Genomic DNA, 15,193 nt, shown 5'->3' on the forward strand with positions numbered 1-15,193 from the left:
GCGGCTGGGGTGGTGGTGGCGGATCATCGGGAGGCGGTGGCGCCTCGGGGAGCTGGTGATGCGGTGGCTCAGACACGTTTTCGCGCCCTCGGCGCAGCGCAGTTTCCCGGCCAGCTGCATGGATGCGATCGCCGCGGCAGTGGCCGCCAGCGAGCGCACCCACACCGGGCAGATCATGGTGGCGGTGGATGCCGACCTGCCGCTGGACGCGCTATGGCGTGGGCAGACCGCGCGCCAGCGCGCCGAACAGGTCTTCGCGCAATTGCGCACCTGGGACACCGAGGCCAATAACGGGGTACTGCTGTATCTGCTGCTGGCCGACCACGCCATCGAGGTGGTTGCCGACCGTGGCCTGCGCAGCCGGGTGCCGGAGGCGCACTGGGCCGAGGTGTGCCGGCGCATGCAGCAGTTCCTGCGCGATGGCGAGTACGAGGCGGCGGTGCTGGCCGGGATCGAGGCGGTGACCGCGCTGTTGACCGAGCATTTCCCTGCCGTCCCCGGCTCCCAGCATGAAGACGAGCTGCCCGATCGTCCCCAGCTCTTAGGCTGAGCGCGCGCGAGGTGTCAGAATAGACGCCTCGCTTTTTTGTGATCCGCGGTCCGCATGATCTATCTGCACGCCATCGACCCCATCGCCTTCTCGCTTGGACCGGTGCAGGTGCACTGGTACGGGTTGATGTACCTGGCCGCATTCTTCTCTGCCTGGGCACTGGGGCGCTCGCGCATCCTGCGCGGCCGCCTGCCGGGTGTGGACATGGACGGATTTTCCGACCTGTTGTTCTACGGCATGCTCGGCGTGGTGCTGGGCGGGCGCATCGGCTACATGCTGTTCTATGCGTTCGACAGCTTGCTGGCCAACCCATTGATCCTGTTCAAGGTATGGCAAGGCGGCATGAGCTTCCACGGCGGCCTGCTGGGCGTGCTGATCGCCTGCGGGTTGTGGGCGCGCAAGCATCGGCTGCACTTCTTCGACGTGATGGATTTCGTGGCGCCGCTGGTCCCGTTGGGGCTGGGCTTCGGGAGGCTGGGCAATTTCGTCGGCGGCGAGTTGTGGGGCAAGTTCACCCAGGCCGGTTGGGGCGTGATCTTTCCGCATGCACCGGAGCTGGCCAATGTCGCACCAGCGCAAATCCAGGCGCAATACGTTGCCGGTGCGTTGACCCAGTTCGCGCGGCACCCGTCGCAGCTCTATGAAGCGGCGCTGGAAGGGGTGGTGATGTTCGTGGTGCTGTGGGCGTTCTCGATGCAGCCGCGCGCCCGCTATGCGGTGTCCGGGTTGTTTGCGCTGCTGTACGGCGTGTTCCGCTTCATCGTGGAATTCGTGCGGGTACCGGATGCACCGATCGGCTACCTGGCCTTCAACTGGCTGACGATGGGGCAGATCCTGAGCCTGCCGTTGATTGCGGTGGGCCTGGTGCTGCTGGCGATGTCGCGCCGCGCGCCGGTGTTGCAGCCGGTGCGGGTGCAGCCTGCGGGCGTGGAGGCGGCCAAGTGAAGCCCTATCTGGACCTGCTGCAACATGTGCTGGAACACGGCGCCGAGAAGTCCGATCGCACCGGCACCGGCACGCGCAGCGTGTTCGGCTGGCAGATGCGCTTCGACCTCAACGACGGCTTTCCGCTGGTCACCACCAAGAAATTGCATCTGCGCTCGATCATCCACGAGCTGCTGTGGTTCCTGCAGGGCGATACCAATATCGGGTATCTCAAGGACAACCAGGTCCGCATCTGGGATGAGTGGGCCGACACCGATGGCAATCTCGGCCCGGTCTACGGCAAGCAGTGGCGGCGCTGGACCGGCCCGGACGGGGTCGAGATCGACCAGATGCAATGGCTGGTGGACGAGATCAAGCGCAACCCGGATTCGCGCCGGCTGGTGATCAGCGCCTGGAATGTCGGCGAACTGCCGCAGATGGCATTGATGCCATGCCACAGCCTGTTCCAGTTCTACGTGGTCGACGGCAAACTCAGCTGCCAGCTCTATCAGCGCAGCGGCGACATCTTTCTGGGCGTGCCGTTCAATATCGCCAGCTATGCCTTGCTGACGCATATGGTGGCGCAGGCGACCGGCCTGGGCGTGGGCGATTTCGTGCATACCCTCGGTGATGCGCACCTGTATTCGAACCACTTCGAGCAGGCACGCGAGCAACTGACACGCACCCCGCGCGCGCTGCCGACCTTGCGCCTGAATCCCGCCGTGACCGATCTGTTCGCATTCCGCTTCGACGACATCGCCATCGAGGGCTACGACCCGCATCCGGCGATCAAGGCACCGGTGGCGGTGTGACGAGCGAGTTGCGGCATGGTTCGTTGGTATTACCTGGGACAACAGGACTGTCATGACCAAGCATTCGATCAAGGCACGGGAAAAACTGGCTGATTCGCTGATGGCAATGCAGGCCAGCTTGTTGGTGAATCTCACGAGCATCCTGCTCATCGCACCGATCGGCTTTTTTGGTATTGCCTTGTACAAGGGCGAGCCCCTGCAGCTGACGAACGTATTAGGCAGTCAGTCTTCAGCGGTGCTGGCGATCATTGCAGTGTTGTACCTCGCCGCTTTCTGCCTCGGAATGATGGGCCGGCACGCCGCGATGAAAATCTACAACGCACTGTATCCGGACCGATGAAACTGACCTTGATCGTCGCCTTCGACCGCAACAACGCCATTGGCCGCGATAACGAGCTGCCGTGGAAATTGCCTGACGACCTGAAGCGTTTCAAGGCGCTGACCTTGGGCAAGCCGATCCTGATGGGGCGCAAGACTGCGCAGTCGTTGGGACGTGCCCTACCGGGGCGTTTGAACCTGGTGCTGACACGTTCGGGGCAGGTGCCGTTTGCGGACATGCAGGCAGTGACGTCGGTCGATGCCGCGATTGCGCAGGCCGAGGCGGCCGGCGCACAGGAGTTGTGCGTCATTGGTGGCGGCGAGGTGTATCGCCTGACCATGGAACGTGCCGACCTGCTGGCGGTGACCGACGTGGACACCAGCGTGGAGCAGGCCGACACCTACTTTCCGCCGATCGACCCGGCCGTGTGGGAAGCCGTGCAGCGCGAACCGCATGCGGCCGATGCCCGTCATGCCTTCGCATTCGATTACGTGGACTATCGGCGACGCTGAGGCGTGTGCTTCGACTGAAGCGCGGGTGGCTCAGCGCTTGGTTCGATTCATCTGACCAGACCCGTCTCTCAGCTCAGTCAGCAGCAGGAGCGGGCGGGGCGGTATCGGGAGCAGTGGTGGAACCGGCGCTCGCGTTCGCATGGTCCCCGCCGCCACCGCGCTGGCGTTGCCGCCGGCGCGGTGGCCGGTTGCGCTGCGCGGCCTGCGCCGGCTGCGTGATCGGGATTCCCGGTACCTGCACCACGCGCAATTCGTCGGTATCCAGCTGCAGCGCAGTGAGCTTGCCGCCCCACACGGCGCCGGTATCGATGGCATGCACGCCCTGGGTGATGGTCAGCCCGAGCGCGGACCAATGCCCGCAGACGATCTTCAGGTCGCGCTCGACCCGGCCCGGCACTTCGAACCACGGGTACAGGCCCTGTGCCTGCGTCCCCGGCGTGCCCTTGTCATCGGTGGCGATGCGCCCACGTGGGGTGCAATAGCGCATGCGCGTGAACAGGTTGATGATCGCGCGGCTGCGGTCGTACCCGCTCAGGCCCGGCGACCAGCCCGGCTGGTCGCCGTACATGTTGCGCAGCAGTTTGCGGTAGCCGCCGCCCTGCAGTTGCTGCTCGACCTCGCGTGCATGTTTCTCGGCCATCTGCGTGGTCCACTTCGGCGCGAGCCCGGCATGGATCATCATCCAGCCCAGGTCGCGGTCCACGTGTGCCAGCTTCTGCATCCGCAGCCAGTCGAGCAGCAGGTCGCGGTCTTCGGCCAGCACGATGCGCAGCAGATCCGGATTGACCTTGCGCTGCTCTTCTTCCGAGCGCGCGCCGATCGCCAGCAGCGACAGATCATGGTTGCCCAGCACCACCACGCTATGTGCGCGCAGCGAATGCACCAGGCGCAGCGTTTCCAGCGATTGACCGCCGCGGTTGACCAGGTCCCCGCAGAACCACAAGGTGTCCTGCGCAGGATCGAAGTTGATTTTTTCCAGCAAGCGCTGGGTGATGTCGTAACACCCCTGCAGATCGCCAATTGCCCAGACGCTCATCGCGTGCGCTCCATCAGTCCAGCATCCATCAGTGCAGCGTCCTGGGTACGCTCAGCACGAAGGAGGCGATCGGGGCGGTGAATTCGGTGCCATCGTCGGCCACCATGTCGTAGTGGCCTTGCATCTGCCCCTGCTCGGTCTCCAGCAGCACGCCGGAGGTATAACTGAACGCCTCGCCGGGACGCAGCCAGGGTTGCTCGCCGACCACGCCTTCGCCATCCACCCGCTCGGTGCGTCCGTTGGCGTCGGTGATCTGCCAGTGACGCGCGACCAGGCGCGCGGGCACGGCGCCCGCGTTCTGGATGCGGATGCTGTAGGCGAAGGCATAGCGGCCTTCGTCGGGGGTCGACTGATGGGCGAGGAAGCGGGGCGACACCTCGACCTCGACCCGGTAGCGTGGATCATCGTGCATGCGGAAAGTCTAAAGAAAACCGTGTGGGAGCGGCGCTCAAGCCAGCTCGACATTGGCCAGACGGATGAAATCCGCGACCTCGAGTTGTTCGGCGCGTGCATCCGGGCGGACCTGCGCGGCCTCGAAATGGGCGGGCTCGCAGACGTTGGACAAGGCATTGCGCAGGGTCTTGCGACGCTGGCCGAAGCCGGCGCGCACCACGTCGGCAAAGCGCCGCCGGTCCCTGATCAGCACCGTGGCCGGATCGCGCGGCACCAGCCTCACCACCGCCGAATCCACCTTCGGTGGCGGCCGGAATGCGCCCGGCGGCACCACGAACAGCGCGGTCACCTCGCAATACGCCTGCAGCATCACGCTCAACCGCCCGTACACCTTGCTGCCGGGGCCGGCGGCCATGCGGTCGACCACTTCCTTTTGCAGCATGAAGTGCATATCGGCCACCGCTGCGGCATGGTCCAGCGCATGGAACAGGATCGGCGAGGAGATGTTGTAGGGCAGGTTGCCGACCAAGCGGATCGGCGTGCCATCGGCCAGCGCAGTGAAATCCACACTGAGCACATCGCGGTGGATGATGCTCAGCGCGCCGATCGGTGCGGCCGCCTCGGTCAATGGGGCGATCAGGTCGCGGTCGAATTCGATCACGGTCAGGGCGCCGTGCTTGCGCAGCAGCGGAAAGGTGATCGCGCCCTGACCAGGGCCGATTTCGACCAGGTGCTGGCCGGCGCGCGGGTCCACCGCCTGCACGATGCGGTCGATGTAATACCGGTCGGCAAGAAAGTGCTGGCCAAGCGACTTCTTGGCCGGTGCGCTGAAAGAATGATTCATGCGCGCAGTTTAACGTGGCAGCGCCTGCACGCGGTGCCGGTTCTGCGCCTGCAAGACGCGACAGACGGGCTGCGTGCACGCGGCGCGCCGTCCGGCGCAGCGATCGCCCCTTGCTCAGCGGTGTGCCGCCAGGCGCGCGCATAGCTCGGTGGCCGCCATCAGGCTGGACGGGTCGGCAAGACCGCGCCCGGCCAGTTCCAGCGCGGTGCCGTGATCGACCGCCACGCGCGGATAGGGCAGGCCGAGCGTGATGTTGACCGCCTGCTCGAAACCGCTGTACTTGAGCACCGGCAGGCCTTGATCGTGATACATCGCCACCACCGCATCGAAACCGGTGAGCTTCTGCGGCAAGAATGCGGTATCGGCCGGCAGCGGGCCGATCAGCTGCATGCCGTCGCCGCGTAGCTGCTCCAGCACCGGAATGATGATGTCCAGTTCCTCGCGGCCCAGGTGCCCGTCTTCGCCGGCATGCGGGTTGAGGCCCAGCACCGCGATGCGCGGGCGTTCCAGGCCGAAGTCGCGTCGCAGTGCAGCGTCGGTGATGCGCAGGCAGCGCGTGACGGTGTCGGCGGTGATCGCATCGGCCACTGCGCGCAGCGGCAGATGGGTGGTCACCAGGGCGACGCGCACGATGGCATTGGCCAGCATCATCACCACCGGGCAGCCCGCCTGTTCGGCCAGCAGCTCGGTGGTGCCGGTGTAGGGAATGCCGCCGGCATTGATCACCGCCTTGTGCACCGGGCCGGTGACGATGCCTTGCAGCCTGCCGGACAGGCAGTCGCCGGCGGCGCCACGCAGGCCGGCAATCACCGCTGCCGCGTTGGCGGGGTCGGGCGTGCCGAAGCGGGTCGCCACGGCCTGGCGGATCGGATGCAGCGGCAGGTCGCCGGGCGCACGCGCGCGCTGGTTCGGATCGAGCAACCGCACAGACAAGGACAGCGCCTTTGCGGCGCTGTGCAGGGTGTCCGGATCGGCGTAGGCGACCAGGTGGGCGTCCGAGCGCGGCCGCTGGGCGAGCCGGACGCATAGTTCCGGCCCGATCCCGGCCGGCTCGCCTGGCACCAGCGCGAGCGACGGGAGCATCGAATCAGCGCGTCGGCTGTGCCGGCGGTGGGGTCGGTGCGGCAGGATCGGCCGGCTTGGCTGGTGCCGCAGTGGCATCGCCATCGGCGCGGTCGCCGGTGCGGAAGCTCACGTAGGCTTCGCCGCGCAGCTCCTGCAGGTAGCGGTTGTACTCTTCTTCCAGCTTGCGGCGGCCGATCGTTTCACGGATCTGCGCACGCTGGCTCTCGGCACTGACGTCGGTCTGACGGCTGCCCACGCGCTGCACGATGTGCCAGCCAGCCTGGGTGCGGAACGGCTCGGACACCGCGCCATCGGCCAGGCCTTCGACCTGCTTGCCGAAGTCCGGGCCAAACGCATCGGCCGGGAACCAGCCCAGATCGCCACCCTGGCCACGGCTGTTGGTGTCTTCGGACGACTCCTTCGCAACCGCCTGGAAGTCGGCACCGCCGGTGATGCGCGCACGCAGCGTGTCGATCTTGGCCTTTGCCTGCGCTTCGGTCTGGTTGTCGCCGATGCGCACCAGAATGTGGCGGGCGTTGTACTCGGTGACCAGCTTCTTCTCGCCGCCGGCATTGGCGTCGCGCATTTCCACCAGCTTGAGCAGCTGGAAACCGCTCGGACCACGCAGCGGACCGGCCACCTGGCCAGGCTGCATGTCGCGGATCAACTGGGCGAATGCGTTCGGGATTTCATCCAGGCTGCGCCAGCCCAGATCGCCGCCTTCCAGCGCATTGGGGCTGTCCGAATACCGTACCGCGGCTGCCGAGAAATCCAGCTCGCCCTTGTCGATCAATGCCTTGACGCCATCGACCTTCTTCTGGCCGGTGGCGATCTGATCGGCGGTTGCGCCTTCCGGCAGGCCCACCAGGATGTGCGCCAGGTGGTACTGGCTGCCGGTGGTGGCCTGCTGCGCCAGCGCGGTATCCACTTCGCCTTCGCTCACGCTGATGCGGCTCTGCGCGAAGCTCTGCCGCAACCGCTGCACGATGATTTCGTCGCGTACCGAGGCACGGAAGTCGCCATAAGCCATGCCGTCTGCCGCCAGCTTTTGCCGCAGGCCGTCCACGGTGGTGCCGTTCTGCTGGGCGATGCTGGCGATGGCGCGGTTGAGTTCCTCGTCGCTGACGCGGATGCCGCTGCCATCGGCGCGGCCGACCTGCAACTTGACCAGGACCAGACGCTCGAGCACCTGACGCTGCAGGACATCGTCCGGCGGCAGCTGGTTCTCCCGGCCGGCGTACTGCGACTTGACGTTGCGCACGGCGCGATCAAGCTCGCTCTGCAGCACCACGTCTTCGTCGACGATGGCGGCAATGCGATCCAGCGGCTGGGATTGCTGCGCCGAGGCCAACGGCGAGAGCGTGCTGGTGAGTACCAGCAGCGAGGCGAGAACAACGGAGAAAGGCTTGGTCATGGAATCAAGTTCGGATCGTAATCGTCCGGATTAGTCGTGGTGTTGCTGGGCGGGACCAGGTAGAGGTCGTCGCGGTAATAGCCGAGAATAGCACGGCGCAAAGTGCGGTCCGTGTTCTGCCCGAACGAGCTCAGGCCCTTCAGCACGAACTCGAACTGGATGGAGTTGTCCATCTCGCCATCGCGGTTGCGCACGAACCGGCGCACCAGCGCGCGCACCGCCAGGCAGCAGCTGTCCCACTGCACGCCACCGATCATTTCCAGCGGTTTGCGATCCAGCAGCGAGTAGTAGTAACGGCCGACCGCACTCCAGGTGGGGTTGATCGGATACAGGAACGAGAAATCGGCCTGCTCGAGCTGGTCGGTGTTGTTGGTCGGATTGCGGCGGTAGCGATAGGCCAGATTGATAATGCCGTCGTTGCCCAGCAGATAGCGCGTACGCAAGCTGGCCAGGTCTTCCTTGCGCGAGTTGGGGTTCCACTGGTAGGTGGCGCCCATCGACCAGCGGTCGTTGATCATGTAGTTGGCATCGGCCACCCAGGCGGACTTGCCCTGCTCGATGGGTTGTTCGCTACCGGCGGCCGAATTGGTGCTGTTGTTGATGGTGACCAGCGAGTCGTTGAAATACAGGATCTGGCCTGCACTCAGCGACAGCTTCTCGCGACCATCGTCCTGGCGCAGCCAGCGCGAGGTCACCGCCAGGGTCAGCTGGTTGGCATCGTTCTGGCGGTCGGCACCGGTGTAGCGCGTGTCGCGGAACAACTGGCTGTAGCTGAAGGTGAACGGGCGGGTATCGAAGACCGGAAGATCGTCCTGGTCGCGGTACGGCACGTACAAATAGTACAGGCGCGGTTCCAGCGTATTGAGATAGTTGGTGCCGAACACCGAGGTCTCGCGGTCGAAATACAGCCCGGCATCCAGCGAGGCGATCGGCAGGCTGCGCGAGGGCGAACGATCACCGGTCAGTGGCGCGGTGTTGGCCAGCGTCGAATCCAGCTGGTACGTGGTATAGCGCCATGCCACGGTCGGAGTGAAGAACCAGGCCGCGCCGGACAACGGCATCGAGATGTAGGGCTTGATGTCAAGGCGCGAACCGCTGCCATATTCCTTGTTGCGGATGTTGGTGCGGACATAGTCGTCATCATCGTCATCGCCGCTGGTGCTTCCGTTCAACGGGGGCCTGACGAAGTACGAATCGTCGTGCGTGAAGCGCACCGCTTCGGCATACACGCCGGCCTCGAAGATGCCGAACGGCTTGTCCCAGGTGAAATAGGCGCGCGGCTGGCGGTTGTACGGCAGCGACTGCTCGTCCAGCGTGTAGTCGGTGAGCTGCCAGCGGTCGGCCATCAGGCCGGCGGTCCAGGTCTCGCCGGTACCGTAGATGCCGATGGTGCTCTGCAGGCTGGAGGCCGAGCCCATGCCGTTCAGGCGGCTGGTGAAGTCTTCCACATAGCGGGTATCGCTGACCCAGGAGATGCTGCTGCGCGCCTGCCAGTGATCATTGATGTTGTGATAGCCACTATAGAAGACGCTGCCGCGGTCTTTTTTCCGCAGGTCGTCGTTGGGCAGGTAGTTGCCGGTGATCTCGCCGCGGCCGCCTTCGTACAGGTAGCGGAACTCGGTGCCGAACATGAAACCGCGCTTGCTCATATAGCGCGGCAGCAGGGTGGCGTCGTAGTTCGGCGCCAGGTTCAGGTAGATCGGCTGCAGGTAGTCGAAGCCGTTGCGGCCGGACAGGCCGAACTGCGGAAACAGCAGGCCGGTCTGGCGGCGGTCGTCGATCGGGAACTTGAACCACGGGAAGTACAGCACCGGCACCTTGCCGATCTGCAGCACGGCGTTGCGTGCGGTGCCGAAGCCTTCTTCGTTGTCGACGTCGATCTCCGGCGCGCGCACGCGCCAGATCGGCTGCGAGGGATCGCAGGTGGTGTAGGTCGAGCGGTGCATCTGCCCGACCTGGCCCTGCAGATCCACCGATTCGGCCGCACCATTGCCGCGCCGGTCCACCAACTGGTACTGGATGTTGGTGACCTTGTGGGCGTCGGTGTCCTGATTGCCTTCGGCGCGGTCGGCGACCATGCGGAAGGAGGTGTCCTGGTAGCGGACATTGCCTTCGGCGATGTAGTTGCCGGTCTCGGTGTCCATGCGCAGGTTGTCGGCACCCAGGAACTGGTCGCCGCGCTTGAGCGCCACGTTGCCCTGGTACTGCGGGGTGGTATCGGTACCGGAGAGCTGGTCGCCTTCGATGTCGGTCGGCAACTCCTGGCGCATTTCGGCGGCCTTGGCATCGGCGGCGGGGGCGCCGTCGAAGCCGGGCAGCGGATCCACCGCCGGGCACAGTCCCCAGTTCAACGGCTTGTCGGCAGCCATGGCCGGAAGGCAGATGGCGATGCTCAAAGGCAGGGGCAGCAGGCGGAGAACTCGGCGCACGCGTGATTCAACCAATAAAATGGCGACTAGCTTGCCGCATACCCCGCATAGGGGCAATGAAGAGCTCCCGGGTCGGGGGGGCGAGGTTCATCGCGATGGGGGCGCAAGCAGCGCGCCGTCGGGGTTCACCGCAGCGCGGCCACGTGCGCCACGCTGCTCTCGCGCAAGGCCTGCAGGTCGTAGCCGCCCTCCAGCATGGACACCACCCGGCCACGCGCATGGCGGTCAGCCAGGGTGCGCAGCGCGCCGGTCAGCCAGGCGAAATCGTCGGCATCGAGCATCAGATCGGCTAGCGGATCGCGCAGATGCGCATCGAAGCCGGCAGAGATCAGGATCAGCTGCGGGCGGAAGGCGTCGATCAGCGGCAGCATCTCGTCTTCCCACACATTGCGGAAGCGCAGCCCGTCGCTGCCTGGCTGCAGCAGCAGATTGTGGATGTTGCCGATGCCGCGCTCGTAAACGCTGCCCGAGTGCGGATAGAGCCCGGACTGGTGGGTGCTGAGATACTGCACGGCCGGGTCGCGCTCGAAGATCGCCTGCGTGCCGTTGCCGTGGTGGACGTCGAAATCCACGATGGTGATGCGTTCCAGCCCATGCCGGTCGCGCGCATGCGCGGCGGCCACGGCGACGTTGTTGAACAGGCAAAAGCCCATCGACACCTGCGCGGTGGCGTGGTGACCGGGTGGGCGCACTGCGCAAAAGGCGGTCCGGGTGGCATCCTGCATCACCGCGTCTACCGCGGCGACGCCGGCGCCGGCCGCGCGCAATGCCGCCGCGCGCGAGCCGGGCGACATCACGGTGTCCACGTCGAGCCGATGGTGGCCGTCGAAGGCGGTTTCCAGCACCGCATCCACCTGTTCGCGCTCGTGCACACGGCACAGGTCGCCGAGCTTGGCCAGTGGTGCCTCGCGCCAGTCCAGGTCCGGGAAGGCGTCGCGCAGCGCCTCCAGTACCGCTTCCAGACGGGCGGGGCGCTCGGGATGCTCGGGGCCGGCGTCGTGACCGAGGCAGGCGGGATGGGTAAAGACCAACATGGGGCAAATCTAGCCTGTCCGCCGTGCCATGTGCAGGTCAGCCGTGCCGGCGGTCGTGCCGCCACAGCACTTCCTGCTGGCCATCGGCACGCGCCAGCACGCGGGCGAGCACGAACAGCAGGTCGGACAGGCGATTCAAATAGCCGATCGCCTCGCTGCGCACGGTCTCCTGGCGCGACAGCGCAACGGTCTCGCGCTCGGCCCGGCGCACGATGGTGCGGGCCAGGTGGCAGCGCGCGGCGGCCTCGCCACCGGCCGGCAGGATGAACTCCTTCAGCGGGGGGAGCGTGTCGTTGAAAAGATCCAGCTGGCGCTCCAGTGCAGCGATATCGGCGCTATCGATCGCCGCATGGCCCGGGATGCACAGCTCGCCGCCCAGATCGAACAGCTGGTGCTGGAGGGTGGTCAGCAGCTCGGCAACCGGTTCCGGCACGCCGGGGGCGGCCAGCAGCACGCCGATGGCCGAGTTGGCCTCGTCCACGCTGCCATAGGCGTTGACGCGCAACGCGTCCTTGCCGGTACGGCTGCCGTCGCCCAGGCCGGTGCTGCCGTCGTCGCCGGTGCGCGTATAGATCCGCGAGAGCCGGTTGCCCATCTCAGCCGGCCTGGATCTGGCCGGGCGCGCCGGTCAGGCGCTCGGCGGCCACCTGGATCGCCGCGGCGGCGGCCACATACAGCGCGGCACTGCGCAGATACGGCCCCAGCCAGTCGCTGTAGTTCCTGAACCAGCCGGCCACGGTCGGCTCGGCCACGCTGGCGCTGATCCAGTAGAAGCTGCCCTGGGCGATCAACTGGCACAGCGCCACGGAGAGCAATAGCGCCGGCACCAGCCTGGCCAGCGCGCTCCATTGCGCGCCGTGGTACTGCCGGCGCAACCACATCCCACCGGCCCACAGCGCGAAATACGCCGGCACCAGGCACCAGTACGCCGGCGATACGCAGTAGTGCTGCCAGAAGCTCAGGCCCTGGCGGGTGATCACCAGCCAGTCCACCGCTACTGCCAGCAGCATCAGCAGCGGGAAGGCCAGCCTGGTGCGCGCGGTCAGATGGAAGCCGCCGATGAAGAACACTGCCCAGGACGCGTCCGGGACCGGCGCGAAGTGATTGATCCGCGTGGCCGCCATCAGGACGGCGAGTAGGCTCAAAATCAGGGTGTCGTGCGAGCGAGGAGTCATGCGCGGAGGTGGCCGGATCACAGGCTGGCGAGTGTAGCGTGGAACCCGGCACGCCCGCGCCTTGGCGGTCCTGCGGGAGTGGCTGGCGCAAGCGACCGTGGCAGCGCTGCCGTTGCCGCCGCCCACCCCGGATGCAGACCGGTGGGCGCCTGGTTGTGCCCTGCAGCGGCAAGGGTCGGGCAGCGGGGCCTGGGTGAGCAGCCGGCCGCGCTACGCCAAGCCCGGGCGCGGCAAGCTGTCCCACCCGGACGCGGCAACGGGTCATGGGCGAAGGCTTATCATGTGGCGATGACACATCTACATGACGTTCTGATCGTCGGCGGCGGCCTGGTCGGCTCCAGCCTGGCGATTGCGCTGGACCGCATCGGCCTGGATGTCGGGCTGGTGGAAGCCACCCCGGCCGGCACGCCGCCAGCGGTGTTCGACCAGCGCAACCTGAGTTTTGCCGCCGCCACCGTCAATGCGCTAGGCGTGCTGGGGGTGATGGCCAAGCTGCGCAGCGCCCCCGGCCCGATCCGGCGCATCCACGTCAGCCGCGCCGGCGACTTTGGCCGCGTGCAGCTGGACGCGGCCGATTACGGCCGCGACAGCTTCGGCCAGGTGGTGGTAGCGCGCGATTTCGGCGAGGCGTTGCAGGCCCGCCTGGACGAGCTGACCCGGCTGCGCCGCTATCGCCCGGCACGCTGCATCGGGGTCGAGCCGGTACAGGACGGTCTGCGTACGCTGCGGATCGCCACCGATGACGGCGAGCAGCGCGTGCAGGCACGGCTGGTGGTCGGCGCCGACGGCACCCATAGCGCAGTACGCGAGCTGCTGCATATCGGCAGCGATGCGCACGACTTCCTGCAGACCTTGTTCGTGGCGCGGGTGCGCGCCTCCCGCCCACCGGATGGCACCGCGTGGGAGCGCTTCGGCGCGCATGGGCCAACCGCGCTGTTGCCGCGCGGCGACCGCCATTACGGCGCGATCCACTGCGTGGCGCGCGGCGAGGCCGAGGCTGTGGCCGCGCTCGACGAGACCGGCTGGCTTGCCCGGTTGCAGCGGGCGGCCGGATGGCGCACCGGGCGTTTTGTCGCCAGCGGCGAGCGCAGCGCATATCCATTGGTGCAGGTGCTGGCCAACGCGCTGGTCGCCGAGCGCGTGGTGCTGCTGGGCAACGCCGCGCAGACACTGCATCCGATCGGCGCGCAGGGCTTCAACCTCGGCTTGCGCGATGCGCTGACACTGGCCGAATTGATCGAGCACGATCGCCGCGATGCCGGTGCGGGCGCGTTGCTGGCCGAGTACCTGGCGCGCCGACGCGTGGACCGCGAACAGACCATCGGCTTTTCCAGTGGGCTGGCGCGGCTCACCGGCAATCCGGCGCCGTTGTTGCGGCCGCTGCGCAGCCTCGGCCTGCTCGCGACCTCGCAGGCGGCGCCGCTGCAGTCGATGCTGGTCGGCGGGGCGATGGGGTTCCGTGGCGATGTGCCGCAGTTGTGCAGGGGCGTGGCATGAGCCGCCGTGGTAGCCGCGATGCGTTGATCGTCGGTGGCGGCGTGGTCGGGGCCGCCTGCGCGCTGGCCCTGGCCGATGCCGGCCTGAGCGTGGCCCTGGTCGAAGGCCGCGAGCCCGCGCGCTGGCGGGCCGACCAGCCCGATCTGCGCGTGTATGCCTTCGCTGCCGATAATGCCGCGCTGCTCGACAGCCTGGGCGTATGGGCCGCCGTGCGCGCTGCCCGCGTGCAGCCGTACCGGCGCATGCGGGTCTGGGACGCCGGCGGTGGCGGCGAACTGCGCTTCGACGCGGATACGCTGGGCCGCGAACAACTGGGCTGGATCATCGAACACGCGGTGCTGGTCGATCGCCTGTGGGCGGCCGTGCATGCGGCCGGCATCCAGGTGCATTGCCCGGCACGCGTGGTCGAGCTGGAACAGGATGCACACGGCGTGCGCCTGCGCCTGGACGATGGCAGCCGCCTGGAAGCGGCGGTCGCCATCGCTGCCGATGGCGCCGCATCGACCTTGCGCGAGCTCGCCGGCCTGCCGGTGTCGCGGCATGCCTACGCGCAGCGTGGCGTGGTTGCCTTCGTGGAGACCGAGCAGCCGCATCAGGCCACTGCCTGGCAGCGCTTTCTGACCACCGGCCCGCTGGCATTCCTGCCGTTCGCCGATGGCCGCAGTTCGATCGTATGGACCTTGCCGGATGCCGAGGCCGGGCGCGTGCTGGCGCTGGACGATGCCGACTTCGCGCGCGAGCTGACCCAGGCCTTCGCGGCGCGGTTGGGGCAGGTGCGCGTGGTGTCTGCACGTGCAGCGTTTCCGCTGCAGCGGCAGTTGGTGGAGCAATACGTCAGCGGCCGCGTGCTGACCCTGGGCGATGCCGCGCACGTGGTGCATCCGCTGGCCGGGCAGGGCGTCAACCTGGGCCTGCGCGATGTCGCCGCGTTGCGCGCGGAGGTGCGCCATGCGCTGGCAAAGCGTGCGGACTGGGCCGCCCCGCATCGGCTGCAGCGCTGGGCACGCACCCGCCGCAGCGAGAACACCGTGGCCGCCTATGGCTTCGATGCGATCAACACGGTGTTCTCCAACGACGAGATGCACCTGACGCTGTTGCGCGGGTCGGTCCTCGGGCTGGCCGGCAGGTTGCCGCCGCTGGTGGATGTGCTGTGGAAGCGCGCCTCCGGCAGCGCGTGACCGACATGCCG

At 67.1% G+C, this 15,193-nt stretch carries 16 protein-coding genes; 7 read left to right on the top strand and 9 right to left on the bottom strand.

Features of this window, described 5'->3' with window-relative positions; all coding sequences use genetic code 11:
- Positions 1–58: 58 nt before the first annotated feature.
- The 5 genes from EO170_RS02285 to EO170_RS02305 are packed head-to-tail and all read left to right on the top strand — an operon-like array spanning position 59 to position 3,117.
- Positions 59–550 (top strand): TPM domain-containing protein, encoded by a 492-nt coding sequence (locus EO170_RS02285; RefSeq protein ID WP_164739227.1) that lies wholly within the window; start codon positions 59–61, stop codon positions 548–550.
- A 54-nt stretch (positions 551–604) separates the two neighbouring features.
- A complete protein-coding gene (lgt, locus tag EO170_RS02290; RefSeq protein WP_126942243.1) occupies positions 605–1,495 on the top strand; it encodes a prolipoprotein diacylglyceryl transferase in 891 nt (296 codons plus the stop codon).
- Positions 1,492–2,286, top strand: coding sequence for a thymidylate synthase (locus tag EO170_RS02295; RefSeq protein ID WP_126942246.1), 795 nt, complete (start codon positions 1,492–1,494; stop codon positions 2,284–2,286). The genes lgt and EO170_RS02295 overlap by 4 nt, the downstream gene beginning before the upstream one ends.
- Before the next feature lie 52 nt (positions 2,287–2,338).
- On the top strand, positions 2,339–2,626 hold the full coding sequence (locus tag EO170_RS02300) for a hypothetical protein (RefSeq protein ID WP_115676160.1): 288 nt from the start codon (positions 2,339–2,341) through the stop codon (positions 2,624–2,626).
- The gene (locus EO170_RS02305) at positions 2,623–3,117 is read left to right on the top strand and encodes a dihydrofolate reductase (RefSeq protein ID WP_115676162.1); all 495 of its coding nucleotides are present in this window, start codon (positions 2,623–2,625) and stop codon (positions 3,115–3,117) included. The genes EO170_RS02300 and EO170_RS02305 overlap by 4 nt, the downstream gene beginning before the upstream one ends.
- 73 nt (positions 3,118–3,190) lie before the next feature.
- Here EO170_RS02305 and EO170_RS02310 read toward each other — a convergent pair whose 3' ends face one another.
- The 9 genes from EO170_RS02310 to EO170_RS02350 all read right to left on the bottom strand — a co-directional run bounded on the left by EO170_RS02310 (position 3,191) and on the right by EO170_RS02350 (position 12,507).
- Positions 3,191–4,153 (bottom strand): symmetrical bis(5'-nucleosyl)-tetraphosphatase, encoded by a 963-nt coding sequence (locus EO170_RS02310; protein ID WP_104584972.1) that lies wholly within the window; start codon positions 4,151–4,153, stop codon positions 3,191–3,193.
- A 28-nt stretch (positions 4,154–4,181) separates the two neighbouring features.
- On the bottom strand, positions 4,182–4,565 hold the full coding sequence (gene apaG / locus EO170_RS02315; RefSeq protein ID WP_115676164.1) for a Co2+/Mg2+ efflux protein ApaG: 384 nt from the start codon (positions 4,563–4,565) through the stop codon (positions 4,182–4,184).
- 36 nt (positions 4,566–4,601) lie between these two features.
- Positions 4,602–5,390, bottom strand: coding sequence for a 16S rRNA (adenine(1518)-N(6)/adenine(1519)-N(6))-dimethyltransferase RsmA (gene rsmA / locus EO170_RS02320; RefSeq protein WP_104584976.1), 789 nt, complete (start codon positions 5,388–5,390; stop codon positions 4,602–4,604).
- 114 nt (positions 5,391–5,504) lie between these two features.
- Positions 5,505–6,473 (bottom strand): 4-hydroxythreonine-4-phosphate dehydrogenase PdxA, encoded by a 969-nt coding sequence (gene pdxA / locus EO170_RS02325; RefSeq protein WP_126942249.1) that lies wholly within the window; start codon positions 6,471–6,473, stop codon positions 5,505–5,507.
- Between the two features lie 4 nt (positions 6,474–6,477).
- Complete coding sequence (locus EO170_RS02330) at positions 6,478–7,869, bottom strand: peptidylprolyl isomerase (RefSeq protein WP_126942251.1); 1,392 nt, start codon at positions 7,867–7,869, stop codon at positions 6,478–6,480.
- On the bottom strand, positions 7,866–10,298 hold the full coding sequence (gene lptD / locus EO170_RS02335; RefSeq protein ID WP_104584987.1) for an LPS-assembly protein LptD: 2,433 nt from the start codon (positions 10,296–10,298) through the stop codon (positions 7,866–7,868). The genes EO170_RS02330 and lptD overlap by 4 nt, the downstream gene beginning before the upstream one ends.
- 125 nt (positions 10,299–10,423) lie before the next feature.
- Positions 10,424–11,332 (bottom strand): histone deacetylase family protein, encoded by a 909-nt coding sequence (locus EO170_RS02340; RefSeq protein ID WP_104584989.1) that lies wholly within the window; start codon positions 11,330–11,332, stop codon positions 10,424–10,426.
- 37 nt (positions 11,333–11,369) lie between these two features.
- Complete coding sequence (locus EO170_RS02345) at positions 11,370–11,927, bottom strand: cob(I)yrinic acid a,c-diamide adenosyltransferase (protein ID WP_126942254.1); 558 nt, start codon at positions 11,925–11,927, stop codon at positions 11,370–11,372.
- A gap of 1 nt (position 11,928) precedes the next feature.
- Positions 11,929–12,507 carry a hypothetical protein gene (locus EO170_RS02350; RefSeq protein ID WP_126942257.1) on the bottom strand — a complete coding sequence of 193 codons (579 nt, stop codon included), beginning with the start codon at positions 12,505–12,507 and terminating at the stop codon, positions 11,929–11,931.
- Between the two features lie 288 nt (positions 12,508–12,795).
- On the opposite strand from EO170_RS02350, the gene ubiH reads away from it, so the two are divergent.
- Together ubiH and EO170_RS02360 are read left to right on the top strand one after the other, a co-directional pair.
- The gene (ubiH, locus tag EO170_RS02355) at positions 12,796–14,004 is read left to right on the top strand and encodes a 2-octaprenyl-6-methoxyphenyl hydroxylase (protein ID WP_126942260.1); all 1,209 of its coding nucleotides are present in this window, start codon (positions 12,796–12,798) and stop codon (positions 14,002–14,004) included.
- Positions 14,001–15,182: a UbiH/UbiF family hydroxylase gene (locus EO170_RS02360; RefSeq protein ID WP_126942263.1), complete on the top strand. Its 1,182-nt coding sequence runs from the start codon at positions 14,001–14,003 to the stop codon at positions 15,180–15,182. The genes ubiH and EO170_RS02360 overlap by 4 nt, the downstream gene beginning before the upstream one ends.
- Positions 15,183–15,193 lie beyond the last annotated feature (11 nt).

This window comes from Xanthomonas sp. BRIP62409 (assembly GCF_003992965.1).
Lineage (GTDB): Bacteria > Pseudomonadota > Gammaproteobacteria > Xanthomonadales > Xanthomonadaceae > Xanthomonas > Xanthomonas euroxanthea.

Excerpts from the sequence above, each read along its gene's own strand:
- ubiH (WP_126942260.1), top strand. The coding sequence starts at position 12,796 with ATGACACATCTACATGACGTTCTGATCGTCGGCGGCGGCCTGGTCGGC.
- EO170_RS02350 (WP_126942257.1), bottom strand. The coding sequence starts at position 12,507 with ATGACTCCTCGCTCGCACGACACCCTGATTTTGAGCCTACTCGCCGTC.
- rsmA (WP_104584976.1), bottom strand. The coding sequence starts at position 5,390 with ATGAATCATTCTTTCAGCGCACCGGCCAAGAAGTCGCTTGGCCAGCAC.
- EO170_RS02300 (WP_115676160.1), top strand. The coding sequence starts at position 2,339 with ATGACCAAGCATTCGATCAAGGCACGGGAAAAACTGGCTGATTCGCTG.
- lgt (WP_126942243.1), top strand. The coding sequence starts at position 605 with ATGATCTATCTGCACGCCATCGACCCCATCGCCTTCTCGCTTGGACCG.
- EO170_RS02345 (WP_126942254.1), bottom strand. The coding sequence starts at position 11,927 with ATGGGCAACCGGCTCTCGCGGATCTATACGCGCACCGGCGACGACGGC.
- EO170_RS02330 (WP_126942251.1), bottom strand. The coding sequence starts at position 7,869 with ATGACCAAGCCTTTCTCCGTTGTTCTCGCCTCGCTGCTGGTACTCACC.
- EO170_RS02360 (WP_126942263.1), top strand. The coding sequence starts at position 14,001 with ATGAGCCGCCGTGGTAGCCGCGATGCGTTGATCGTCGGTGGCGGCGTG.
- EO170_RS02340 (WP_104584989.1), bottom strand. The coding sequence starts at position 11,332 with ATGTTGGTCTTTACCCATCCCGCCTGCCTCGGTCACGACGCCGGCCCC.
- EO170_RS02305 (WP_115676162.1), top strand. The coding sequence starts at position 2,623 with ATGAAACTGACCTTGATCGTCGCCTTCGACCGCAACAACGCCATTGGC.
- pdxA (WP_126942249.1), bottom strand. The coding sequence starts at position 6,473 with ATGCTCCCGTCGCTCGCGCTGGTGCCAGGCGAGCCGGCCGGGATCGGG.
- EO170_RS02310 (WP_104584972.1), bottom strand. The coding sequence starts at position 4,153 with ATGAGCGTCTGGGCAATTGGCGATCTGCAGGGGTGTTACGACATCACC.
- EO170_RS02285 (WP_164739227.1), top strand. The coding sequence starts at position 59 with ATGCGGTGGCTCAGACACGTTTTCGCGCCCTCGGCGCAGCGCAGTTTC.
- apaG (WP_115676164.1), bottom strand. The coding sequence starts at position 4,565 with ATGCACGATGATCCACGCTACCGGGTCGAGGTCGAGGTGTCGCCCCGC.